The sequence below is a fragment of the Parabacteroides sp. FAFU027 genome, from assembly GCF_022808675.1.
Lineage (GTDB): Bacteria > Bacteroidota > Bacteroidia > Bacteroidales > UBA7332 > CAXXIC01.
Map to the genome: position 1 here is coordinate 191,125 of NZ_JAKZKV010000008.1, position 25,746 is coordinate 216,870.

Consider the following 25,746-nt stretch of genomic DNA (forward strand, 5'->3'; position numbering starts at 1 on the left):
ATCGGGAACTATGCAGTATCATAGCTCCCGATTTTTATTTCTGTAAATCCTCAATACGTGAACGAATCATTCTCTGAACTTAAAGCTTTTCTGGACGAAAAGGTGGAACAATACAACCGCCCCGGTTTTATTCCAAATGACCCCATCTCCATCCCGCACAGTTACACATTGCGACAGGATATCGAGATTATGGGATTCTTTGCTGCCATTTTAGCGTGGGGACAACGAACCACCATCATCAATAAGTGTCGCGAACTGGGCAAGCGAATGGATAATGCACCCTACCAATTCATCACCCAATCCACCGAAAGCGACCTACAGTCCTTACTGGGATTTAAGCACCGGACCTTCAACGATACCGACCTGCTTTACTGCATCGACTTTATGAAACGGCATTTTGCGAAATACAATTCACTGGAAGATGCTTTTATTCCGGGGGAAAAAGCCACTGCCGAAGAAGCGTTGATTCATTTCCGGGAATATTTCTTTGACGCATCATACGCCCCACATCGCACCCGCAAGCACATTGCCTCCCCCTTGCAAAAATCAGCCTGCAAACGGCTAAATATGTTCCTCCGCTGGATGGTACGAAGTGATGATAAAGGAGTGGATTTCGGTATTTGGAAGAAAATATCCCCGGCTGACCTGATTTGTCCTCTCGATGTGCATGTTGACCGCACGGCCAGATATTTCGGGCTGCTTACCCGCACACAACCTGACTGGCTTGCGGCATTGGAACTGACCGAACATCTCAGAACCTTTGACCCGGACGACCCGGTGAAATATGACTTTGCCTTGTTCGGTATTTCAGAGGAAGGATTGTTGATGCAGTAATCTTTTCAGTAACATTATTTACACCAATATTTTAAACATATCCCTACGAGATTTGTCTGATTTATATACCCTTAAAGGTAAGCCGACAAGGTCATCATAATAGTATTTACCCTAAAATCCCAAATTATGAAAACGCTAAAATCATTCAGTCTCAGAGTACTGTTTGCTGCGCTGATTCTTTTCTTTTCAGGATTGGGAATCAGTGAAAGCAACACGGCTCTGGCGCGCCCGCCTCATGGCAATCCGGCCTGGGCGCCTCCTTATTATAATGGAGTTCGTTACTACTACCTGCCCGACATTGAAGCATACTACGATTTGCAACGGGAGGTATTTGTTTATTTCAGAAACGGGCAATGGATATTTTCGGCCAGTTTACCTGGAATTTATGCAAATTTCGACCTGAACAACGGTTTTGTCATTGCACTCGGATCCCGGGTGGTAAATCCGTGGCAAAATCACAAACATTACGTGGAAAGCTATCCCCGTTACTACTACGAAAAGAGGTATGCACCCGACCGTCTTCGTGAAATCCGTGGCTATAATGAAAATTCCCGCAGACCTTATTTCAGTCCGCAAGGGGCTCGAAAAGGCAACTGGAAAGAGATTTATAAAAGCGAGCGAAAACAGCAAAAAGAGTATGAAAAAGCCCGCAAACACGAATGGAAAAACGAGGATAAAGGCAACAAACACGACAATGGTGAAGGCCGTGGAAATAAACGCGGATGGGAATAACCCTCAGGAAAACTGATTATGACACCCGGTTCGGCAAAACCCGAACCGGGTGTTTCTTTTTGTAAAGTGGGATGACCTGTTTTGAAATTCAGACAAGCGTTCCCGCTTGCGAATTTCGCATTTTAAAGCCGGGTGAAGCTCTTCGCGCCTGCGAATTCCTTGTCCGGCATCCGGTTTGCCCTCTTCGCAATCGCTAATTCCTTGTTTTCATTTTAAAACAGACCATTAGCGACTGCGAAGAGCTTGTTTTAGATCCCGTTTGCCTCATTAGCGGGCGCTAATTCCTTGTTTTGGATTTAAAATGCCCAATTAGCGACCGCGAAGAGCGTGTTTTGGGTTCAGTTTAGGGTATTAGCGGGCGCTAAGAGGTTGTCTGAGCTTTAAAAGGTCAAATTAGCGGTTGAGAAGCATCTTTTTGAAAATAATAAGGGCCTCGCAACTTGCGAAGCCCTTATTATTTTCAATGGGAAAGTATTTACTTAAACCCAATCTTCTTAACCAAACTTCCCATCACATCTGCATTTCCCGAAGCAGGGACAAGATAGAAGCTGTAGCTGTACGGCTTAGACAGAATTTGGTATTGCGGCAGCGGTTGCGACACTTCCGACCAGGTATCATTTCCACCCAGACCCATTTGCACAAGGTCAATATTGAGCGTCAGGTAACCGGCGTCCTTGAGCTTGTTGGTGTGTTTCGCCTCAACGATATTTTGTTGCGTATATGGCCATGCACTCATGCTCAAAAGGCTATCGGCAACAACCAGCAGTCCGTTATTTTTTGCATCGTGCAGATGCATCCAGCGGACATCAGTACGGTTGCCATTCTCCTGCGGATAGACATAAGGCTCCATAAACTGCGCTATTGGCTGCGACCAGATACCGGCATCGAAACCGTAACGGCGGTCCACGTAATTCTCATACAATCCGCGGCCATACCAGGTGATGTTGTCATCAGCCCGACGGATGCCGCATTGCAGGCCGACTTTCGGAATATTGGGCAATCCGGCTGCCGGCACAAGGTGGTAATCCACTTTCAGCACACCGTTTCCATTCACCGTATAAACAAGTTGCAGGGTAGTTTTGCCATCAATCAACGTGTAGTCACTGGTCACCTGAGCGACTCCTGTACGCAATGCTTTCGCTTGTATGAAAACTAATTTAGGAACAATGCCGTACCACTCCTTCAGGACGTTGGCCGGTTTCCATCCGCGGCGGTCGGTATCGGTCTGCGGACGAACGAAATTGGGCACCAGAGGGCTAAAGATTTGCTCCTCCCCTTTCCATTGGTATGAATAGAGAGCGCCGCTCTTTTTATTTACCGACATGCGGAAGTTTTTTCCCGAAATGATCAACGCAGAATCGGTCTCTGATTGCTGCACCGGCGCATAAGTGATGACCGGCTGTTGCGGACGGATAAGCGGGGTCAGCACAAACTGGTTTGAGGCTACTTCGTGCCCTTGCGGAGCCCAGGCCTCATCCTGCGACAGACTGAAACGAATATTCGCCAGATACTCTGCTCCTTTTTTATATTTAGGTAAAATGCTTTTTACGGAAATAATGGTATCGCGTCCGGCAGCCAGAGCGATTCGTGGCAGCTCTTTGGTCAGAATCACCTTGCCATCTTCCAGTACTTTGAATGTAACGGTGTAGCCAGCCAACGATTTTGAAGCGTGGCGATTGGTTACTTTAATGAGTCCCTTTGCCGCATCAATCATTTCACACTCTGCCGGCTGATAAACGCGTTTACATTCATAAATAGCAGCTTTGGGATGACCGTCAGCCGCTACAATACCTTTGATGCAAAAGACTCCGTTGTGTTGCTTCTCACCAAAATCACCTCCGTAGGCATAGTATTCCACGCCGTTTTCATCCTTCTTCAGCAAGCCCTGATCCTTGTATTCCCAGATGCAACCACCGATCAGGCGCGGCATTGTCCGGAATTTATCCCAGAACTCTTTCATGTTACCGGTAGCATTACCCATCGAGTGCGAATACTCCACAAACAGGATCGGGCGATGGTCACCGTTCTTTTGATTGACCAACAGGTCGAGCGTTTCAATACATGGATAGAAACGGCTGATCATATCCACATAAAACTGATCCACCGGCACCTGAATACGCTTGTAATGGACCTTCGGATAAGTCGGATCTTCCGGGTCAACATAACCTTCCACACGGTGATTTCCCTGCGCGGGTTCGTAATGTACCGGACGCGTGATGTCGAAATCGTGTGTCCACTCCGCCATCGCGGCATGGTTAGGTCCACGCCCCGACTCATTACCCAAACTCCAGATGATGACACTCGGGTGATTTTTATCACGCTCCACCATCCGCGTCATACGTTCCATATAGGCATTTGTCCAAAGCGGATCGTGACTGAGCTTCCCTCCCACGCCGTGCGTTTCAAGGTTTGCTTCATCCATCACCAGAATACCGTATTTATCACACAATTCGTAGAAATAGGGATCGTTGGGAAAATGTGAAGTCCTGATGCAATTGAAATTGAACTGCTTGATCTGACGAACATCCTTTTCGATATCCTCCCGGGTAACCGCCTCACCTCTCACCGGATGATGATTGTGCTGGTTTACGCCATAGAGATAAGTCACCTTACCGTTGATCAGCAGTTTGCTATCGGTTTTGGAAAATTCGATCTTGCGGAAACCCAATTTACAGCTTTTAGCCTCAAGGAGTTTACCGTCTTTGTCTTCGAGCGAAAGCACCAATGTATAGAGGTTTGGTGTTTCGTCGCTCCATTTATCGGGATTCTTCACCGTGGTTTCGAGCAGACCGAATTTCGGCATATCGAGGCGCGGATAGATTTCGGCAATAATGGATTCCACGGTACGTTCGAGCGGTTTTTCAAAAACGGGCTTGTTGTTTTTATCATAAAGCTGCGCTTTAACGTTGTACCCTTCGATCATTTTTCCCGTATAGTTATCAAAACGGGGACGAATGCTCAGAACAGCGTCTTTGTAATCTTTATCCAGTTTGGCTTGCCAGTGGAAATCTGCCAGACGCAATTTGGGTTCGGCCAACAGCATCACCTCGCGCTGAATACCACTCAGGTGCCAGTGGTCCTGATCCTCAAGAAATGCTCCGGTTCCCCAGCGAATCACCTGAACAGAAAGAACGTTTTCATCAGCTTTGAGATAAGGCGTGATGTTAAATTCGGAAGGCAAAAAGCTGTCTTCGCCATAACCGACAAACTCACCGTTTAACCAGACCTTAAAACAAGAACTCACCCCTCCAAAATGAAGGGTAATATTCATATCTTTCCAATTCGCAGGAACAGAGAATGTGCGTTGGTAAGAGCCTACCGGATTATCGTCTTTGGGAATAAAGGGAGGCAATGCCGGACGGAACGGATAGGTTGCGCTGCGGTAAATGGGTTTATCATATCCCTGCATCTCCCAGTTGGAGGGTACGGGAATGGTTTTCCAACCCTTTACCCGGCTTTTGTAAAAGTCTTTGGGAGCAGCATCGGGATTAGGTGCAAGTGAGAAATCCCAGTTGCCGTTGAGCATCATCAAACGCGAGGTCTTGGTGCGATCACCTACGATTGCATCCTGAATCGTCTCAAACGAGTATGCAGTTACCCGCGAACGGTCGCGATTGAGACTCGTTATTTTGGGGTCTTCCCACGGCTCGGCATTGTATTTGGTCGGGACAGGCGGAATACCACCTGCCATCTGGCCATCTACGAGACGCTCTTGTGCAGAGAGACTCAGGGAGGCGAAGGCTGCAAGTAGGAGTAGTTGTGTTTTTTTCATGATGAATATTTTTACCACTAAGGCACTAAGGACACTTAGCTTCACTAAGTCTTAGTGTAACTCTGTGCTCTTAGTGCCTTAGTGGTGAAATTAATTATAATCTATTTATCGTGCTAACGGTACCCAAACCTCCATGTCCGCTTTGCCTCGGTTACCCCAGGCATAGTAAGGCACGAAGCTTACCGGAACCTTTTTCACATCAGCCGGAATCTCTTTGTAAAGGCTGTTGCTCCAGTCGCCTGAAGGTGTGCAGATCGCCTGTCCTTCGAGGCTCATCATGCGGCTATTATCGATGGTAACTTCTTTCGGAGTCAACTTAATCGAAGCCGGAACAGCAATATCTGCCAATTTAGTACCGGCCGGGATGTCTTTGCTTTCAAGACAGTAAACCACCGGACCACGTTTTACAGAAACCTGATTGCGGGTCTCCTCCACCAACGGATTTGAAGCCATCAGTTTCGCAGGCATATCGAGGGTCAGTTCCAGCTTGTCGCCTTTTTTCCACGTGTTGTTGATTTCAGCATATTGACCGGAAACCAGTTTCACGTCAGCCGCTTTGCCGTTTACCAACAAAGTGGCTTTGTTACACCAGCCCGGAATACGCAGGAAGATGGAGAATGCTTTTTTCGGAGCCAAATCAACATTGATGGTCACCTTTTCATTCCACGGATAGTCTGTGCTTTGTGACAATTTCACTTTCGATCCATCTTTCAGTTCAGATGAAAGCGCACTTCCACCGTACAGATTCACATAAACACCTTTCGCTGATACACTGTACACATAATCCTGAACTTCAGCCATCGTACGCGCGATGTTCGGTGGACAGCAATAACAGCTTATGAAATCTTCGCGGGTTTTCGACCAACGCATTTTGTATGGAAAGTCTGCACTTACGCTCAACGGATTGGTGTAGAAATATCGTTTCTGGTCAAGGCTCAATGAAGCCAATAAGCTATTGTAAAGTACAGTTTCCACGATGTCGGTGTATTTCGCATCGCCGGTGAGCTGGAACATGCGCCAGTTCCACAACATGTTGCCGATGTTGGCACACGATTCGTTGTGGGCGGTGTGGTTAGGTAACTGGAAGGCACGACCGTAAGACTGGTGTACTTTCTGTACTGAATCGGGCTCGTATGATGTTCCGTCTGGTGAAGTTCCGTCGTACAACGCACCACACGCACCGGTGATGTACATTTTACGGTTGGTCACATCGTTCCAGATGGATTTCAGGCAGGTCATCAATGAATCTTCACCGGTCTCAGAGTAGATGTCGGCAACACCTGCATAGAGGTAGTTCGCACGAACGGCGTGTCCCATCGCTTTCATCTGTTTGCGGAAAGGAATGCGGTCCTGGTTGTCGTCGGTTCCTTTTTCCACCAGACCACGGATGTTGATCAGGTTCTCTGCCAATTCGAGGTAACGCGGATCCTTGGTGGTGCGGTACATCTCCACCACGCCCATGTAGTGCGACGGGCAGATGGCATTGCGCGCCAGCTCCGGAGACGAACGTTTGTAGAAATTATAGAGGTAATCAGTCGCTTTAACAGACAGGTTGAACAACGTCTTTTTGCCTGTAGCACGATAGTGCACGCAGCCCGCTGTCATCAGGTGACCGAGGTTGTAGGTCTCAAAGTTCAGACGGTTTTCAAATTCGGTTCTTTTCTTTTCCTTGCGCTCTTTGATGATTACCGGCGTATGGATGTAACCGTCTTCGCGCTGGCATTTGCTGATCACACCGATGATCTCATCCATCAGTTTGTCGAGCTTAGGGTCATGGGTGATGGTGTAAACGGCAGCTACTGATTCGAACCATTTGTAGAAGTCTCCATCAAAGAAGGGAGGACCGAAGTGTTCGCCTTGCTGCACGCCAGCTGCAATCTCGAAGTTGCGGTAAGCGTGGCTGATATTTGGGTCTTTGAGCACGCGCCACATGTCGAAGATCATGGTGTCTTTGCTGATGTTGAAGCGGTCGGCCCAGAAGCCGTTGGTCCATTTCACGGCATCCATATCGACGTTCCACACTTTCGCAAATTTACTGTTTGAGTCATCGGCCAGACTCTTGGAGTAAGGCTTCGCTTTCTGAGCCATCATCGCTGAGGTGCAAAGGAGCATCCCCAGGGTAATGTTTTTCAGTTTGTTCATTGTTGAGTTTTATAGATTGGTTTTTGATTAATTGCTTATTTGGCACACTGATGACACAGATTTGAATCGATTTTCACCGATTTTCCTGTACTGGATCAAACCTAACAGGTTTTGAAAACCTGTTAGGTTTAGCCAAACCAATACACATTACAAAATTATAGGGAGAATGGATTTTTGCCCTGTAGGAATTATCAAAAGAGGGTTGTGAATTGACGGGAAAAGAATGATACTAAAAAACCTCCAAGGTTTTGAAAACCTTGGAGGTTTGGCGGGATACAAAGAGGGCGACCACAAGGGTCGCCCCTACGAATATCATTTCTCCGGATACCTCATCGTACTCTTTCTGAGGTCTTTGGAAGTCGCCACGGCTATGCCGCGGCGGTCGTTCTTATCCACCGAGTTATAGAAGTGATATACGATGCCTTTCCATTTTATCACATAGGGCTTATGGGCAAACTGTATATCGAAATCTTCCGACGGTGAGATGAGGTTTTCACCCTCCCAGTCGGTCCAGTGGACGAGGTCGTAGGAGCAGGCGAAGCGTTCGAAGGCAGCCGGTTTCCAGAAGGCGCCGAAGTAGAACATCACGTACACGTTACCGATTTTAGCTATCTGAGCATCACCAGTGATGCCGGTGTGATGGTTTAGCAACGGTTCTTTGCCGTAGCGTTTCCAATTGACCATGTCGTTGGAGACGGCCAGTCCGATACGCTCAGCTCCTCGTTTTTCCTTGGTTTTCATGCTGTCACCACGGGCGTTGTAGTACATCAGGAAGCGGTAGCCGGAAACTTTTTTCTTGTCTTCGATCACCAGATTCTTGTATTGCACCATGTTGTCCCACCAGCTTACGTCCTTATCGTTGGGGGTAAAGATGGGATTGTTGGGCAGTGGTGTCCATGTTTTAAGAGCGGTGACATCGTCGGTGGTGGCAATGCCGATGCCGAGATCACCCTGCTCGTAGCCGGGGGTATCGCCACCGATGTAGGACATCCAGTATTTGTTGTCGTATTTACTCACTTTATAGCCTCCACCCCATTTAATATCCACGAGGCTGACGTAACCGCCGCGCTGGTTTTCATCCCAAGCTCCTTTTGGTCCGAACGGGAAGATTTGTCCCAGCTTATTCCAGTGAAGCAGGTCATCGCTCTCGGCCAGATGGGTCTGGTAGCCTCTGCCGTCAAACTCGAAGTAGGACATGTACCACTTGCCGTCTTTGCGGAAGATGGTGGGACAGTCGTTGCGAAGATTGTTGTTTTCGGGAACCATCACCAGACCGTACTTGTACGGGGTTTTGACTTCCTGAAAGACTTTCTTCATCACCTCTTTGGGTACTCGATTTTGGGCGAAAGAGAAGGAGGTGAGCAGCACAAGGGCTGCGGTGAGAGTGATTATTCTTTTCATTGTTCCTATTTAATTGAACGCAAAGGCGCTAAGACGCAAAGGTTTATTGAATCCCCAACAAAACTTCGCGATGTCATCCCGTGCTTGACACGGGATCTCAAAAACGCAGTTACATATAGATTGAACCTTTATCTGATTGAGAGATCCCGCATCAAGTGCGGGATGACAATTGCAAATTTAATCGGATTCTTACCCTTAGCGTCTTCGCGACTTTGCGTTTAAATCATTTCGCCTGATATTTCACCAGATACTCTTTTCCTTTCTCCACAGTCATTTCAAAGACACCGTTGCCTTTGGCTACGATAGTCGCGCTTTTGCTGGAAGGTTTCGATTTGCTGTTGATGCGGAGCGTACCGGTTCCGGTATCTGATTTCACCTTGATTTCTTTGGTGTTGCAATAGACATGGATTTTACCGGTATGCGTTGGAACATCACCTTCCATCCATTGCAGGCCGCCGAGTTTCGGCTCAATCAGGTAAGTTTGGTAAGCTGGAGAGGTCGGTTTCACACCGAGGTAATATTTACCCAAAAGATAAATCGGGCTGGCTCCCCAGGCATGGCAAAGGCTTTTTCCGAACGGACGACCGTACATCGCATAGTGGTCGGCATCTTTCTTCGCAGGATTGTACTCTTCCCAGAAAGAGGTCGCACCGAGATTGAGCATGCCGCCCCAGTAATCCTTCACCTCTTTCAATACATAAGACTGCTCACCCATCGAACACAACGCTTCCAATTCGTAGAAACGCATGTAAGGCGTGGTGATTTTTTGAATCTTATCGTTGAGCAATACCGACTGCTTCACCTCCTGTTTTTGTTTTTCGGTGAAATAGTTGAAGAAGATGGCAAACATATTGGAGTAACGGGTCACATTGTCAGTCAACTGGCCATTCACCCGGTTGTGGATAAGGGCTTTCTTATCCTCCGACCAGAAGGTTTTGAAGAATTTATCTTTCATATCAGCGGCCAGTTTTGCGTATTTCTCCTGACCGGCTTTGTCATTGGCAATGCGGGCACAGGTGGACATGGCTTCGAGACTGCGGGTAAAGAGCAATTGCTCGAAACTCACCTCTCCTTTTTTGCTTAGCTTATCCGCCCAGTCGATAAACTGCCAGTCACCGGCCAGTCCTTCCAACATGCCATTCGCATTGCGGCGTCCCAGCACGTAATCCATCATCGACACCATGCGCGGATATGCCTGCGCAATGAATTTTTCATCGCCGGTGTACTGGTAGTAATCGTAAATTCCGAGGAACCAGTAGAAGGTATAATCCATGATGGTATTGGTGTGGCTGGTCACGGGATCTTTGCCGCGCAAAGCCCATAAAGTTCGTCTTACGGTTGCATCATCATTGAAGAGGTAGTAGTTCATCAGGTAGCTTTGGTACGCATCGCCCGACCAAATCCAGCGGTCGCGCTTGATACCGTCGATGAAGAATTCGCGGGTAGTGAGGTGCATGGTGTAAGCCGCCACGTCCCAGATTTTGTTAATCTGATTGTCGTTGCAACGGAAACTTCCTTTGTAGGTCAATGGTTGGTATTCGTAATCCATCGAGACAGAATCGAGCTGCACCGAACCGTCGCATTCCACATTCACGTAACGGAAAGCGCGTGAACCCTCCAACGTCAATGTTGCAGGTTGCGCGCTGTCTATATTTTTGCGGTCAAGCGTCTCACAGGTTCCGGTAGCCAATGCCTCTTCACGCGATTCTCCGTAATAGACATTGACTGTTCCTTTTCCTTTCAGTCCGTGGAGCTTCACATAGCCGAAAGTCTCTTTGCCAAAATCAACAACCAGCGACTTGCCGCTTTTCTCCGCTTTCTTAGCGGAAATGGCTTTGCGAGCCAATTGATATTTTGAGGGAGGAGTTTGTGCATCGTCAAAGTTCCAGGTAGCGGCATTGAGGAAGATGGTTCCCGACTGGTCGGAAGCCTTGCCTGATTCGTCAATCCACTCCTTGTCTTCGTAGGTACAGAGCCAACTGTCATCCGACACCAAGGTTTTTCCCTTGATGTAAACGGCTGGCACATTGGTCTGATTGTGCACTTTGATATTGAGCTGGTGCTTACCGGCAGGGATGGTCATTTTTGTAGGCGAACCGAAAACCAGTTTGCCGTCGAGCTTTACGTTGTAACGGCCTTCCACCGCTATCTCGATCTCCTCGGGAGCTGTTAGTTCGAAATTTTTGTGGAAATCAATCAGCACGTAGTGGCTGTCCATTTTCCAAAACGGAGGGAAGAAAGCGCCCCTTTCGGTGCGGCGGTTCTGCATTTCATTACCGAGCCAGATTTCGAAGTCACCGGGATACCACATCCAGGTGGCTTTTTGGGCGGAGATTATTCCGGGCATAAACATTCCGAATAATAAAAGGAGAAGTGAAAGTTTACTGAAACATTTCATTGTATTTGATTTTAATATATTGTCGAGTACCAAACCTCCAAGGTTTCGAAAACCTTGGAGGTTTTTGGAGGTTTACGGCTAGAACCCCCACACCATTCCACATTACGAAATTACATCGAAGATGAAGCATTTATAGGCAGAAATTGGGAATAAACCATCAGATATTATCAGATGAGAAGTCGGGAAGCTGTCAACTAATGTTGAAAGTCTCCCGACAACCGAGGACAAGGTTTCAACCTTTGTTGGAAGGTAGCCACGAAGCGCGGACAGGTTTCCAACAATAGTTGAAAGTTTGCCTTCAACCCGTGGCAGGGTTTCAACCTTTGTTGAAAGCTTGCCGGGAGTTGTCGGCTGGCTTTCAACTATTGTTGACGCAAAAAAACCAGACGAGATATGGAAATCTGTCTGGTTTTATTATATACTGAGACGAGATAAATCGCCGTCTCTGCAAAGGTTACTTTGATCGCAGGGCGGGTTTTCTTAGTGATTATTGAAAATAAAATACAACACCACCATCACAATGCTCAGTATAATCCATGAAGCTCTCACTGCAAAAGCGGTCTTCATCGGAGTGAACTGAAGAGCGCTGACCTCTTCTTCTTTTTTCCTTTCCAATAAAGAATAAATGATGACGAAAACGGAAAGCAGGACAAAGAGGAAGAACGACAGATACATGAAGTGCAGACCGGTCAATATCACCTTAAAGTAGTACAAAATACCGATAATAAGACAGAATGCAGTCCCCCCCGTCAACACCCAGTTGATGGCTTTGCGCGAAGTCTTTTTCCACAATACGGCAAAGAGGAAAGTCACCGTCATCGGCGGAGCCAGAAAGCCCAGCACCGACTGGAAAACGTTGAAGAGATTCAATCCCTTGATTCCGTCAATGGCCAACGCAATGACCACCGCCACAATGGCACTTACAACAGTCACCCAACGACCGATTTTGATAATCTCGGCATTAGTGGCATTGGGTTTATGTTTTTTCAGGTAAATATCCATCGTATAAACAGTACTCACGGAGTTGAGCGACGAACCCACATTCCCCACCAATGCCGCCAAAAGCACCACGATAATCAGCCCTTTCATCCCCATCGGGAAGAGGTTGGTCACCAGCACCAGATAAGCTTCATCGGGGTTGGTCAAATGCGGAAACAGCACAAAGCAAAGGATACCGGGAAGGATAAACAAAGGCACATCGAGTATCTTCAACCAACCGATAAAGCTTGCGCCCAATTGGCCCTGTTTGAGGCTCTTCGCACCCAATACCGACTGCACCATCGACTGCTCGGTACACCAAAACCAGACTCCCATCACCGGATAGCCCAGCACAATGGCTAACCACGGGAAGTCTTTATCGGAATTGGGCAGGAAAAGATTCCAGTAATGCAAAGGCGTTTGATGGAAGAGTTCAGAAGGACCGCCTACTTTATAAAGACCGATTAATGTCAATGTCAGTGAAACGGCAATCAGCAACAGCATCTGGAAAACGCTGGTGTAGGCAATCGCCTTCAAACCACCGGCAGCCGTCAGTGCCGTTGCCAGCACCACCATAATCATAATGGATGTCCACATCGGGATGCCAAGAAGCTGTTTCACCATGATTCCCCCGGCAAAAAGGCCGAGCGAAAGCCAAGAAATCAGGATAGTAATCAATGTGTACCACGCGAGCAGGTGACGGGTGGACTGTCCGAAGCGTTTTCCCATGTATTCAGGCAACGTCGAAACCTTCGCCCCCAGGTAACGCGGCGCAAAAACCACCGCCAGCATCAGGATAAAGATAAAGGCGTACCAGGCAAAATTACCGGATGCAATTCCGGTCGTGTATCCCGCACTCGCCGATGCCAACAGCATAGAGGGGCCCACATTGGTTCCCCACATGTTCAGTCCGATAGCCGGCCAACCGAGCGAGTGCTCGGCAAGGAACATATTCTCGTTCTCTTTTTTCTTTTTGATAAAACTCGCCCAATAGCCGATCCCGATCAGAACCAACATATACACGGCAATAATAATGTAATCTAATGTCTGAAAATGACTCAGTAGGTTATTCATGTTTTTGGTAAATGATTTCATGTGACACGACGTCACTAGCGGTTAATATTATATGTAATGCACTGCAGTAGAGACGCAAGATTTTGCGTCTCTATCAAAACGATAATCAAAAAATAGATTACTGACGATCATGAGACGCAAAATCTTGCGTCTCTACAAAAGATCATATTTCTCCAGAATCTCTTTAATCTTCACCGGACGGCCAAGTTCCATGGAAAGATCCATTGCCTGCATGACCGCAACAGTTCCGATACCCTCTTTCAGGTCAGGATAAGCGGTTTTACCTGATTCGAGGCAATCCACGAAATACTCGAGGTAGTTTTGATACTCTCCGGCATGGTGTGATTTCCCTTCGAAACGGAAGAAATGTTTCAGTTTATGGTCAAAAGTGATCAGTTTCTCTTCTCCGGTTTTAGTAGTGATGGCATAGCGCAAATCCATGTAGTCACCCTGGCTGCAACCTTCCGTTCCGCGGAGAATGCAGCTCATTTCACTGTCGCGCACCGTCGGCTGCACCGGCCCGGTATAGACGCCGCTTGCACGAGCCACGCGACCATCGGCCGCCTTGAAGATAAAGTGCATCGTGTCGTTGTTCTTCAATCCACCCGCTTTACCGTTAGGGCTGAGCATTCCGTAGCCCATCACCTCTTCGATGTCGGGCAGATACCAACGTACCAAATCCACCGGATGGCTCATGCCACCGTATAACCACTTGAAGGCTTTTTCCAATGACCAGCCTTTACCCAGAAACCAACGGTGGTCGGCGTGGTAATAAGCTTCCACAGTCACCAATTCGCCGATTTCCCCGGCTTCGAAGTCTGCACGCTGGCGTTTCATCGGTTCGAAGAAACGGCTGCTCTGGCCAACGAAGACTCTCTTGCCGCTCTTTTCGCAAAGCTCCAGCAACTCTTTGGCTTTGGCCAAATCGTCAATCAACGGCTTGGTGCACACCACATTTTTGCCAGCCTCTAACGCCATCTTGATGTGTTCGGCATGAAACTTATCCGGTGTGTAAATGGCAATAATATCAATCTCCGGATCGCTAAGCAAATCCTGATATTCTGTTGTGTACTGGTGAAAATCGAACTCCTTGGCGCGATGTTTACACAACTCTTCGTTCCTGTCACACACTTTAACAAGCTCCAGTTTGTCACTTTGTAATGCAGCGGACATGGTGCTGCGGCCTTCACCGAGACCTAGAATTGCTATTTTTTTCATGATTATATTGAATCTGAAGACGAGGCAGGCCTCGTTTGAATATTAAGACGAGACAGACCTCGTCTCTACAGGGTTTATCGGTATTTTTCAATAATCTTCAACGCCGCATCAATGTCCTTTTCCGATTTAAAATCGACGTTGATGTGCAATCCCTGGTTGCCGACATTATCCAACAGCGGCTCCAGCTCATCAAGAGTCACCCAGTTGGCCATGATGGATTTTCCTCCGGCAATAATCCGTTTGTACAGGTCGTACCAACGCGGGTCTCCGCCTTGCGGTTCACCCACACCAGGCGTCCATTGGATGGCGTTCAGTTCTTTGATTTCGAGCAGTGCATCCAGGTGGCGGATAGCTCCTACCCCATCAAGATGGTAGAGTGAGTAATCCAGCTTCTGGCATTGCTCCCGTAAATAAGGCTGTGCAAACTGACGGAAATCATCTTCCGAAATCATAATGGAGATGTCCGATTGCAGCTTAGCCACCTTGCCCGGTCCCCAGATGGAGAAATAGCAGAAGGCCATCTCTTTATCCACATTGATAACATCGTAGATTTGGTCAAATACTTTGAACCAGATTTCATTCACCTGTTTCAACTGCTGTTCCAACACTTCGGGGCGCATAATCATGTCCATCAGCACGGCTTCGGTTCCTCGCAGCCCGGCCAGTGTATCAAGACCTTCCACCAAGTCAGGGCAGCCTACCAGATAGCGGTTATCAGCTTTCGCACGGCAATTACGGAGCAGCTCCAGATGCAACTTAAACCACGGATTATTTTCATCGAAAAGAATATTGTCGCCCAAATCTTCCCGGTGGTTAATCCAGATAGAATCTGGCAAACCTTCCAGGTCGGCGCCGATACAGGCGGCCAGCGAGCCCGGTCCCAAATGGGTATTAGCAACCGGCAAAATGTCGGCTTTGAAAGAACTCTTTGAGAGTTGATAGTGCAGGTTATCCGCCCGCCAGGCAGGGTCAAACCAATATTGATTGATGTCCTTTGCCGCTGCGGGTTCGGGTACTATTTCGTAAGGTGCGCCCTCTTTTTGCAGGTGTTCCCACATGCTGAGAACGATGCCTTTGCCGCTCCACCAGTCGAGGTAATGCTTTTTGGTTTCTTCGAAGTTTGATTTCCAGGTTTGCATGGTATATTGTTTTTTGTATCACAGAGAAACACTGAGAGTTTTCACAGAGGGCCACGGAGTTAAATCTCTGCGATTCATTGTTCTGCCCTCTTTTTTCATCTGCGACAATATTTTTCTGTTTTTATATCACAGAGAAACACAGAGTATTTTTCACAGAGGGCAACAGAGCTTAGTTCTCTGTGGTTCTCTGTGCTTATTCTCTGTGCCCCTCTGTGATACAAATCTTTATTTCTCTAAATAAGACAGTGTTTTGAAGATTCCGTGGAAGCTTTCGTCCATCTTCACCTTAATGACTTTCTCCATATCCATCTCGTCGGTGCAACTTACCGCTTCAGGGTAAAGTGAAAGCTTCACTCCGGCTTTTACCCACACCGGCATTTCGTCGAGCGGACATTCGTAGTTGTGAAGCCAGTGACCGCCTTCGGAGAATTTACCGGAAAATAGGTTCACCCATTGTCCTTTGGGTAAATAGATATCGCGGTGGTTGTGGTCATTCATCACCGGAGCCACCATTATATCGTCACCGAAGTAGTATTGGTCGTCGATATGCTGGCACATTTTATCATCCAGATGATGGAAAATCAGGGCGCGCAATACCGGATAACCGGTTTCGGTTGTCTTCTTACTTTGTTCCAATAAATAAGGAATCAATGCGTAACGTAGTTTCAACCATTTGCGTACGATACCCGAAATATTGGGGAATTCATACGGTTCGCGTTTTGAAGTTCCGTGGTAGCGGAGGTGCGAACTAAACACGCCGAACTGTGTCCAGCGGACATACAATTCATCCGAAATCACGGAGTTCATAAAGTCGGGTACGCTGTGGAAGCCCGGCACATCGTGGCTCCAGAATCCGAATCCGGAGAGTCCCAGGTGCAAGCCGCCCTTCAGCGAACCGGCCAATCCGTCCCACGAGCAGGCTGCATCACCACCCCAGTGCAACGGGTAGCGCTGGCATCCTGCCCAGCCGGCACGCGCCCACACGATGCCGTCACCCACCACCTCTTTGGTGATTTCGTAAGCGGCTTTCTGGTAAAGCAGTGCATAAAGGTTGTGCAACAACTTCGGCGCCATCGAATGGTAATCGGCATCGAGGTGAATGTCTTCACCGAAGTCGGTCTTGATGCAGACCACGCCCATATCGAGGAGTTTTTTGAGTAACCCTTTGTACCACTCCACCGCTGCGGGATAGGTAAAGTCAATGGTTCCGGCATAATCCAGCGCACCGAAGTTTGAACCATCGGTAGCGCGTTCGCCCTGTACCTTGCAGATGTAGTTGTTATCCACCGCCTCTTTCAACTGTTCGGCGGCAAACGCGATGTAGGGCAACTGCCACAGACTCACACGGAAACCGTTATCTTTTAGCCCTTTGATGAATCCTTCCGGATCGGGGAAACGTTCGTCGTTGAACTTCCACTCGCAGAGCCAGTCGGTCTTGAACCAACCGGTATCGAGGTGAATCACATCACAGGGATAATCTTCTTTGCGAAGTCGATTGCAGATAGTCTCTACTTCATCGGCTGAGAAGTAGGTCATGCGGCTCATCCACGTTCCGAAACTCCAGAGCGGAGGCATGGTCGGGAAGCCGGTCAACTGGCGATAACCGCGAAGGATTTCTTCTGGCGAATCACCGCCAATGAGGAACAGATCCACGCAAGGTTGTTCCACCATCCACTGCACCGAACGGGTAGAGATGTCAGCGAGTGACAGTTTGGTATAAGCCGAAGTGTGCATAAATGCACCGTAGCCTTTTCCCGAAAGGTAAAAAGGTATATTCTTGTAGGTACGGCGGCTGTTTACGCCCTGACCGTCCTGATTTTCAAGTTGCAGGGTTTTGCCGGAAAGGTCAAGCTTGGCAAAACGTTCGCCGGTGCCGCAAAAGATTTCATCAGCAGCGGCATGAAAAGCGGTCGTCATGCGGTCTGCCACTCCCTCTTTTTCCACGAAAGCCAGCGCCATCGCATCGTGGCGGGCAGGCTGAAACTGGTCGTAAGCACTGATGGGAACTGCCTTTTTGCCGTCGGGATAAAACACTACGTTGAGTGTTTCATCGGGTGCGGGAAGCAGGTCGCTCCAGTGGTCGAGTACGGGATTGGAAAGGTCGAAAACGGCTTTCTTTACGCCTTTGAAATCGGTAACCACCCAGGTTTCACCCTTGATTTCATAAGAAAGAGGATGGATGGTCAACGCCGGGTCAAGCTCCAGCATCAGCGACTCTTCGGCCACCTCTTCATCTATGCCGATGGAGAAGCGAAGAATCTTATCGCCGTAAGCACGCAGACGAAGGGTGTAATCTTTTCTTGGAATGGTGGTATCGGCAGCGATTTCGGTAGTCTGCTTTTGTGCCTGAAAAGGTACGGTCACGAGCAGGTCGCCATTCGCAGCGGTCGTGATTGCAGCGGGTTTGCAGGCACGCCAGAGGCGTTCGTTGCCTTTCCCGTCGGGGTCGAAATCGAGGAAATCGACGGTATAGTTGTGTGTTTGTCGCATGAGATTTAGTTTAAGGAGTAAAAAGGAGTTATGGGGAGTAAATGTAGTTAGAGTAGTTAATGTAGTCAGAGGTAGTTATTGTAGCAAAGGGAAGTGCAATTCCTACTTTTACTACATGTGACTACCTATAACTACACTGACTCCTAACTTTTATTTAGCAAACGCCCAGCAGCCCTTTCGCACAGGTCACCGCTTCGTTGGCATTTTCAGAGTAGCCGTCGGCACCGATTTCCATCGCGAACTTCTGATTCACGGGAGCGCCACCTACCATTACTTTTACCTGGTCACGGACACCGGCTGAAACCAATGCGTCAATCACCGTTTTCATGTAACCCATCGTAGTGGTCAGCAATGCTGACATGCAAAGGATATTCGGTTGCTCGGTTTTCACCACTTCCACGAATTTCTCGGCAGGAATGTCGATGCCGATGTTTACCACTTCGAATCCGCAACCTTCGAGCATGGATGCTACTAGGTTTTTACCGATGTCATGGAGGTCACCTTTCACCGTACCGATAACCACTTTGCCAATCATCGCATTTGGGTCACCTTTTAGAAGTGGTTTCAACAGTTCGAGCGCACCTTTCATTGCACGCGCCGACATCAGCAACTGGGGAACGAAAGCTTTTCCGGCACCGAAACGTGCACCGATTTCTTCCATCGCCTTAATCATGTAGCCGTTGATAATTTCCTGAGGTGCTACGCCCTCTGCAATCGCTTCTTTGGTAATTTCTACCGCCGGTTCGAGTTTGCCGGCGAGGATTGCTTCGTAAAGATTTTGTAAGTCTGCCATAGTTATTGTTTTAAGGAGTAAGAGGGAGTAAGAGGTCGTTATAAGTAGTCAAGGGGGAAAATGGCTGCTCCATCCTACTCCTTTTGACTACTTATAACTCATTTACTACTTAACGCTTTTTATATCCTGATATTCCGGAGTAATGCCCGCCCTGTTCTTTATTTCCAGGGAAACATCGGGGCCGTTGTTGGTCCATTCGTTGCCGGGGCCATTGGCGTTCTGAAGAAACTTCGCCACTTCGGTCCAGTTGTCGTGGACACGGATGTAACTGGAGCCTTCATCGGTATAGAGATAGAAACAGTGTTTCGGGTCATGCGGATACGGAGCCTTGACCAGGTCATAGACACAGTTCTCGTAAATCTCCGAACCGGGCTGCGGTGACAAGGTATAGATGCCCGCCACGTCGTACATCTGCTTGGCATAATGGTGAACGAGGTTAGCGAAGACGCGGTTGTTGCGCATACAGTTCAGTCGCTTGTTCCACTGCCAACCCATGCTGATGCCGGTGTAGTAAACGTCATATACTTCGTTGTGCTCGATGTTGATGTTGCGCACGTGGCCAGCACCGATACCGACACAGCCCCAGTCTTCGTTGGCACAGTCGGTCACGTAGTTGTTGGCGATGCGTTCGTACTGGCAAACGTCGCGCATATCCTGCGGATTGTAGGCGCGGTGAGTCTCATAAGCTTCATCGGAGAAGAGACCGATTTGCAACCCGTTTCCTCCCATATCTTTGAAAACGCAACCTTCCACGGTATCGTAAGAAGTGCCGCGCACGAAGTCGAGTCCGGCGAAGGCCATGTGCTGGAAGACACAACGGTTAAACGAAATGTTATTGGCATTCATCACCGTCACTCCCGCCGTGGGGCGACCCAGCCAGGCCAGGTTGGTCAGGTCGGGACGTTCGTCGGTGCCTTTTTCTTTTTCAATACTGTAAGCGTCGAGCATGTACATTCCCGCCTGCAAAGGCACGTGACCGGCACGCGACGGACGCATCCACGCTGCGTGCTCAAAGGTGATACCCTTAAACTGAATGTTTGAGACCTGACGGTCAGGGGTTCCTTTTATATTGACAATGTTTTCAAGATTCGGAGCAATGATTTCCGCCTTGTGCATATTCTCTCCTTCGCGGGGATAGTAGTACACGAGCCCTTTCTCAAGGTCTTCGTACCATTCACCCGGCGTATTGAGGAAGCGGATAGAATTGGCGAGATAGAACGGTGAGTTTCCGTCCTTTTTAGACATAAACGGCGCGGGCCACGGGTGCTCATTCTGTACGCGGCTCTCGGGTTCGTAAAAGCTGAGGCAGGTGCTGTCTCCGTGAATCTCGACACTCTTCACGCGCAGGATGGCAATCTCCCACCACTGGTGAATAATCATTTCGAGCTGTTTGGTATCTTCCCACTTGCCGTATTTCGGAGTAGGAATCCAGCAAATCGCTTTCTTCTTGTCCCAACGAATGATACGGTTCATCTGTTGCCATTCCGGAGTCTGAGCGCGAACGGCTTTTTTATCATTTACCCAAAGCTGACGGAATTCTAAAAGACGTCCGCCCACGCGGGGAGCTTTCGCCACCCACACTTTGCCTTGTGCCTCAGCCGGAAGTTCGGCTACGTTGCCCGCCTTCTCCCAATTGGTCACAGAAACGCCTCCTGAAATCACAGGCTTCTCCCCTTTCACCGCCTGAATCACAGTGGGAGATGTCGGGCTTCCCGAATCTTCCGGACGAATAAACAACGGCTCTTCGGAGCTATAGACTCCACCCTTGAGAAGTATATTTACCGGTTCATTGGGTTGAAGTTTATGGGTACGGCGAAGTTCGCTGCCATTGCGGAGAGCAATGATGAGAGATTTAACCGGCTGTGCCGCTGTGCCGGGATTAGCATCATCGCCTTTGGGCGAAACCCAGATGTCGGCAGCTTGTGTAAAAGTGGTACTCATGCCCAATAAAAGTAAGGCGAGGAGTGCTTTGGATTGTTTTTTCATGAAATTATAACTTGTATTGGCATCTGCATGGTTTACATTAATGCCTAAATGCGTTGTATTTGCTTCTTTACCAAATGTATTAGTAGCTACACATATTGTATTCATATCTTCGGGCGATGTATTGTTAAATACTTGCGTTGTATTATTAATTACACCCGATGTATTATTAATTCCATCAATGTATTGTCAATTCCATTCAATGTATTGACAATTATCTTCAATGTATTGTCATTTCCATTCAATGTATTGTCTATTATCTTCAATGTATCGTCACCTTAATTCAATGTATCTTGAAATATCTTCAATGTATCATCTATTTCATTCAATGTATTGTTAATTTCATTCGATGTATTCGCATCTGCAAGTGTTGTATTTGTTTCTGCTTGCATTGTATTCAGCATTTGCAGTCGTTGAATTGAATCTTCAAGTAATGTATATTCATCTTTCAACGATTGAATTACATATTGTATCGATGATATATCTTATTAAAAATCACCGTTTCACCTTCCGCTTCACGCAATCAATCAGGTGACAGATGCCGCACTGGTAATCGCGCCATTCTACCTGATTGCCGATAGCGACAATGCCGCTGACCGACTTGATGGGGTGCATCAGGCAGGAATCATTGAGCGAAATGCCACAGAATCCTTCCGGCAAAAGGGCGAAAATAGATTTCTGTTCGGCCACACTCCATCCGCAATAGCCGGGGCTGTAGTTGTTACTGATGTTTTGCCCGATCGATAAAGCCGTTTCCCTGATTTTTTCCGTAATGTACTCTACAGCGGCTTCGGCAATCACCGAACCGATGGCATCTGCCATATAGGTATGTACAATATCATTCAGCGACGATGCCCATTGCTCAAACTCCTCCCCCGCCGTGGCTACAAAAACGCCAAACCGAGTGGAATCATCCAGATACTTGGTGATGGTGCGCCCGGGCTTGAAAGTATGGTCTTCAATCCGAATGTGACGCGGGTCAATCACCGCTCCATCCTTCACCACATATCCTACCTGCGGCCGGCAAACCTCATACGCCTGTTGAAGAAGATTTTCCATCATTTCTTCTACATCTTGAGTCGGTTCTGCCCCGAGATATCCCATCGTAAGCCAGATTTCACTCCGGCGGATGGATAGGTCGTGAGGGGAAAGGGTTTGTTGGTACATTTATTACTGTATGTCATAGACCTGACAGGTTTTGAAAACCAGTCAGGTCTGATATGATTCAATTAAATCTTACTCCACCTCCAAGGCAACGATGCGCACCCCTTTCAATCCGGGGTTGAGCAGTCGGAGTTTGTATGTACCGGCATTGATCGTGGTGCCGGTGGTGGTATTAAACGACTTCCATTTCTCCGAAGCCACCGGAAACTCCAGCCTATCCTTACGCATCACCGTTCCATTCGGAGAAATGATTTCGAAATCCAGCGGAGCCGGTGTCGTATTCATATTCATATACTGGAAACGGAGCAGATAGGTGCTGGCCAGTCCGACAGAGAAATTGAATTCCAACGTGTCTTTCTCCGGACGGGTAAATTCGACATAACCTTTCGATTTGAAATTGCCTTTTACCAAACCGGGGCCCAGTATTTTGGCTTTTTCGGCTTCGTAAGTCGTTACCGAACGCGCCTCTTTGGCTTCGTCCATCTTCACATCGGGTGTGACGAATACGATATAGTCGGCTGTCGCGTTGCTATGCGTTTTCACCTTGTCGCCGGCTTTAAAGCGGGCCTTGAAAAGGTTGTATTTCTTACCGTTTGAGAGTTCCACCTTCTGATTCGTGATTTCAAATCCGGTCAGCCACGGTGGGAACAAACTAATCTTATCTGACAATGCAATATACACAGTGGCATCATTCGTAAGCCTGAAGCTGACGGCCGCTTTCGTATCAGTAGGGCGTACAATGCGTTCGGCGGTGTATAATGCAGCTGGCAATGAGGAGAATGACGCATCCGAATTGGAAAATGCCTTATCGCCGGTGTCGGTCCATGTTTTTACCTGAAATTCCGTAGAATCTGCCGTCACAGCCAGGTCGGCAATGAACAGGGATGATGCCGGAGCAGCTTTCAGGGTATTGTCTTTCGAAGCAATGGTGATGGCCGAAATCACGGCTTCACCCGCTTTCACATCAGGGAAGTTGATGGACAACTGACCGCCTTTTACATTTACATTAAATGCTTTTTTCACCGCACGATTTACACCGGCTTCTTTCCAGATGTCGAAATCTTTCAATACAATCCGGTTGTTCACCGCCACGTCAAAGACTCTCCAGCCTTTGGCGTTCACATTGCCGATTCCGTACCACGGTTCGGTAAAGTAAAGCTCCACGCGGTACTCTCCATCGGGAACGGGGAAATCGAAATGCAGTTTATCCATGCCGTAACGGAAGGTTTGGAACAGCGCATCGTCATTCGTCCCAGCGATCGCGTCACGCGTGCGACGCTGACTCGCATAATAGGGATGCATTCCGGGATAATCCTTGCTCCATGACACCGAACCCCATGAAAGGGAATCCGTTTTGGCACGGTCTGCCATCCAGAGTTTGCCATTCGCATCGGTATAATCCCCTCCCCCGCAGTTCACGCGGAAAAGGTAGTTGAAGCCCTTTTCAGGAGCGGTTATCGCTTGTTTCTCTTTTTCTTTTTGGGAAAACAGAGGCGCTTTAGGTAAATGATTCAATACAATCACATCGGTAGCCACGGCTTTACCATTGACATAGCCGACTGCCTTCAATACATTGTATTTTACATCAATATTATTAAAGGTAAAATGGGTGCCGCGACCCTGATTCTTCAGACGTCCCAATGAAGCGCCGTCCACATCGTTGAAAAGCTCAACTTCATTGCAATTTGAATAGACAATAATGCCATCCTTCACCCCCGGAGTCATCCAACGGTCGGGCCAGGTGTGCGATGCGATATAGACCATCGGCTCTTTTTCTTTCGAAATATAATTGGCACGGAACATATAGAAAGCATCGAGCGGTTCGCCCCACGGAGTGAATACTCCTTTGTAGTTTACCGGACCTACGCGGTCGATGTCACGCGTCCCCTCCTCGTTTTGAATACGTCCGGGGTTTTCGTGCGAATTAAGCAACCAGTGATACTGTCCGCAAACCTTGTCTTTCACCGCTTCGGCCAGACGAATCTTCGATTCCATCAGCAGTGTCATCCGGTCTTCGCTCAACGCTCCGCTTTGGTTGAATTCTCCTTCGGAGTGAAGGTCAATGCTGCGCCACGCACCGTACTCGCCGTTCAGGAGTTGGTAGCTGAGCTCTTCGCCATACTTAGCCGGATTGCCGCTATAGGTTCCGGACCAGTTTTGAATAACATTCCAGTCGGTACCGGTACCACCGTTGCAGGTAGTCACCAGTCGTTGAGAAGAGGAAGTCGGGTCGAGCGTGCGAATCAGTTCCGTACACTCGCGGGCAAAAGATTCCGGCAGTGTACTTTCGTTCTGCAAACCCCACAGAATGACTGAGGGAGAGTTGCGACGCTCCTTCACCCACTCGGTCAGCAGTTGCTTGAAGTTGTTTCTGAATTGGGGAGTATCGTACCAGATGTGCGCCGAAAGTTGCGGCCAGAAAAGGATTCCCGACTCATCCCAGTATTTCTGGTAAAGCAGGTTGTGCGGCTGGTGCGCATCGCGGAATGAGTTGTACCCGGCTGCTTTCACCTGATTCACCCTTGCAACCACCTCTTCATCGGTAAAGGCGTGGCTGCGGCCCATCAGGTGCTCGTATTCGGCAGTTCCGTTGATGAAAACCGGTTTTCCATTCAGGTAAAAACGGTTGGAGGGATTCTTTCCTTTTATGTCCCATTTCACCCAGCGGATACCGTATGGAGTTTCCACTTTGTCAATCACGTGATTATTTTCCTTAATCTCGGTGACCAAAGTATAGAGGTAGGGATTCTCAATCGACCACAAAGTGGGATGCTGAATCTCCGTAAATTGTTGCTTAATGGTTTTCGTTGCACCGGCAGTGATGTTTTCCGTAGTTTGCAGTTGGGCAACCGTTTTACCTTTCCCGTCAATGAATCGTTGCACCAGCTGAATCTGATGTGTAGCGGCTCCGTGGTTTTTGATTTCGGTTTCAAGGAAAAGAAGTGCCGATTTCCCGGTCACTGTAGAGTCGTTCCACACGTGTACGCCAAAAGGGTTCACACGTACCTCATCAGTTACCACCAAATGAACAGGACGGTAAATCCCCATCGGCTGCGTACCTTCCGAGAAGCCCCATTCACTCGAACAACCGCCACACACCCACGGCAAATCACTTATCATAGCCGGATGGTCAGCCTTCACGGCGAGAATGTTGCTTTTGCCAAAAGCCAAAGCATCGGTAGCATCGAGCGTAAATGTAGTGCGGCCACCGGCATGATAACCGATTTTCTTACCGTTCATATATACGGTTGCATACGAACTCACCCCTTCGAAATAGAGAAAATAGCGTTTGCCTTCTTCTTTATTTCCTATGACAAATGACTTGCGGTACCAGGCATAACCGTGGAGATTTCCGTGTTTCAAGCGACGGTATCCTCCGTGCTGGTCCCAGTTATGAGGAACATTCACCGATTTCCATTTGGCATCGTTGAAAACCGTTTGTTCGAAACCTTTATAGGCATCTGCATTGGTCTCGTTCATAACGGTTTTCCATCCGTCGTTGAGTAATACCTCATGACGGATACCGTTATTAGCAAAAACCGATGCCGCCAAAAGCAGCAGCACCGGTACTATTGTGAGTTTCTTTGATATTTTCTGAAAAAGGGAATTCATATATGAATGAATTTCT

The 25,746-nt window shown here is 48.1% G+C and carries 12 protein-coding genes and 2 pseudogenes; 2 read left to right on the top strand and 12 right to left on the bottom strand.

From position 1 onward, the window contains the following. The first annotated feature begins 57 nt into the window (after window positions 1-57). On the top strand, window positions 58-834 hold the full coding sequence (locus MLE17_RS13480) for a TIGR02757 family protein (RefSeq protein WP_243349234.1): 777 nt from the start codon (window positions 58-60) through the stop codon (window positions 832-834). Between the two features lie 126 nt (window positions 835-960). After that, window positions 961-1,566, top strand: a complete 606-nt coding sequence (locus tag MLE17_RS13485; protein WP_243349235.1) for a hypothetical protein — start codon at window positions 961-963, stop codon at window positions 1,564-1,566. 475 nt (window positions 1,567-2,041) lie between these two features. Here the strand turns inward: MLE17_RS13485 and MLE17_RS13490 are convergent, their stop codons facing one another. From MLE17_RS13490 to MLE17_RS13545, 12 genes and pseudogenes are all read right to left on the bottom strand, one after another. Then, on the bottom strand, window positions 2,042-5,338 hold the full coding sequence (locus tag MLE17_RS13490; RefSeq protein WP_243349236.1) for a glycoside hydrolase family 2 TIM barrel-domain containing protein: 3,297 nt from the start codon (window positions 5,336-5,338) through the stop codon (window positions 2,042-2,044). Between the two features lie 105 nt (window positions 5,339-5,443). After that, window positions 5,444-7,471 (bottom strand): glycoside hydrolase family 127 protein, encoded by a 2,028-nt coding sequence (locus tag MLE17_RS13495; RefSeq protein WP_243349267.1) that lies wholly within the window; start codon window positions 7,469-7,471, stop codon window positions 5,444-5,446. 321 nt (window positions 7,472-7,792) lie between these two features. After that, window positions 7,793-8,881 carry a glycosylase gene (locus tag MLE17_RS13500; RefSeq protein WP_243349237.1) on the bottom strand — a complete coding sequence of 363 codons (1,089 nt, stop codon included), beginning with the start codon at window positions 8,879-8,881 and terminating at the stop codon, window positions 7,793-7,795. A 223-nt stretch (window positions 8,882-9,104) separates the two neighbouring features. Further along, entirely contained in the window at window positions 9,105-11,228 is a 2,124-nt protein-coding gene (locus MLE17_RS13505) for an amylo-alpha-1,6-glucosidase (RefSeq protein WP_243349238.1), read from the bottom strand. A 531-nt stretch (window positions 11,229-11,759) separates the two neighbouring features. Next, entirely contained in the window at window positions 11,760-13,331 is a 1,572-nt protein-coding gene (locus MLE17_RS13510; protein ID WP_243349239.1) for a sodium:solute symporter family transporter, read from the bottom strand. A 153-nt stretch (window positions 13,332-13,484) separates the two neighbouring features. Further along, entirely contained in the window at window positions 13,485-14,549 is a 1,065-nt protein-coding gene (locus MLE17_RS13515) for a Gfo/Idh/MocA family protein (RefSeq protein WP_243349240.1), read from the bottom strand. A gap of 80 nt (window positions 14,550-14,629) precedes the next feature. Then, window positions 14,630-15,688 (bottom strand): annotated as a pseudogene (locus MLE17_RS13520) (cobalamin-binding protein); the annotation flags it as partial. Window positions 15,689-15,913: 225 nt separating this feature from the next. Further along, window positions 15,914-18,178: an alpha-xylosidase gene (locus MLE17_RS13525; RefSeq protein ID WP_243349241.1), complete on the bottom strand. Its 2,265-nt coding sequence runs from the start codon at window positions 18,176-18,178 to the stop codon at window positions 15,914-15,916. Between the two features lie 154 nt (window positions 18,179-18,332). Further along, a pseudogene (locus tag MLE17_RS13530) lies at window positions 18,333-18,962 on the bottom strand (corrinoid protein); the annotation flags it as partial. Window positions 18,963-19,076: 114 nt separating this feature from the next. Continuing rightward, the gene (locus MLE17_RS13535) at window positions 19,077-20,957 is read right to left on the bottom strand and encodes a right-handed parallel beta-helix repeat-containing protein (RefSeq protein ID WP_410795631.1); all 1,881 of its coding nucleotides are present in this window, start codon (window positions 20,955-20,957) and stop codon (window positions 19,077-19,079) included. 492 nt (window positions 20,958-21,449) lie between these two features. After that, window positions 21,450-22,121, bottom strand: a complete 672-nt coding sequence (locus MLE17_RS13540; protein WP_243349242.1) for a vitamin B12 dependent-methionine synthase activation domain-containing protein — start codon at window positions 22,119-22,121, stop codon at window positions 21,450-21,452. Window positions 22,122-22,190: 69 nt separating this feature from the next. After that, window positions 22,191-25,730 carry a malectin domain-containing carbohydrate-binding protein gene (locus tag MLE17_RS13545; protein WP_243349243.1) on the bottom strand — a complete coding sequence of 1,180 codons (3,540 nt, stop codon included), beginning with the start codon at window positions 25,728-25,730 and terminating at the stop codon, window positions 22,191-22,193. Between the last annotated feature and the right edge of the window lie 16 nt (window positions 25,731-25,746).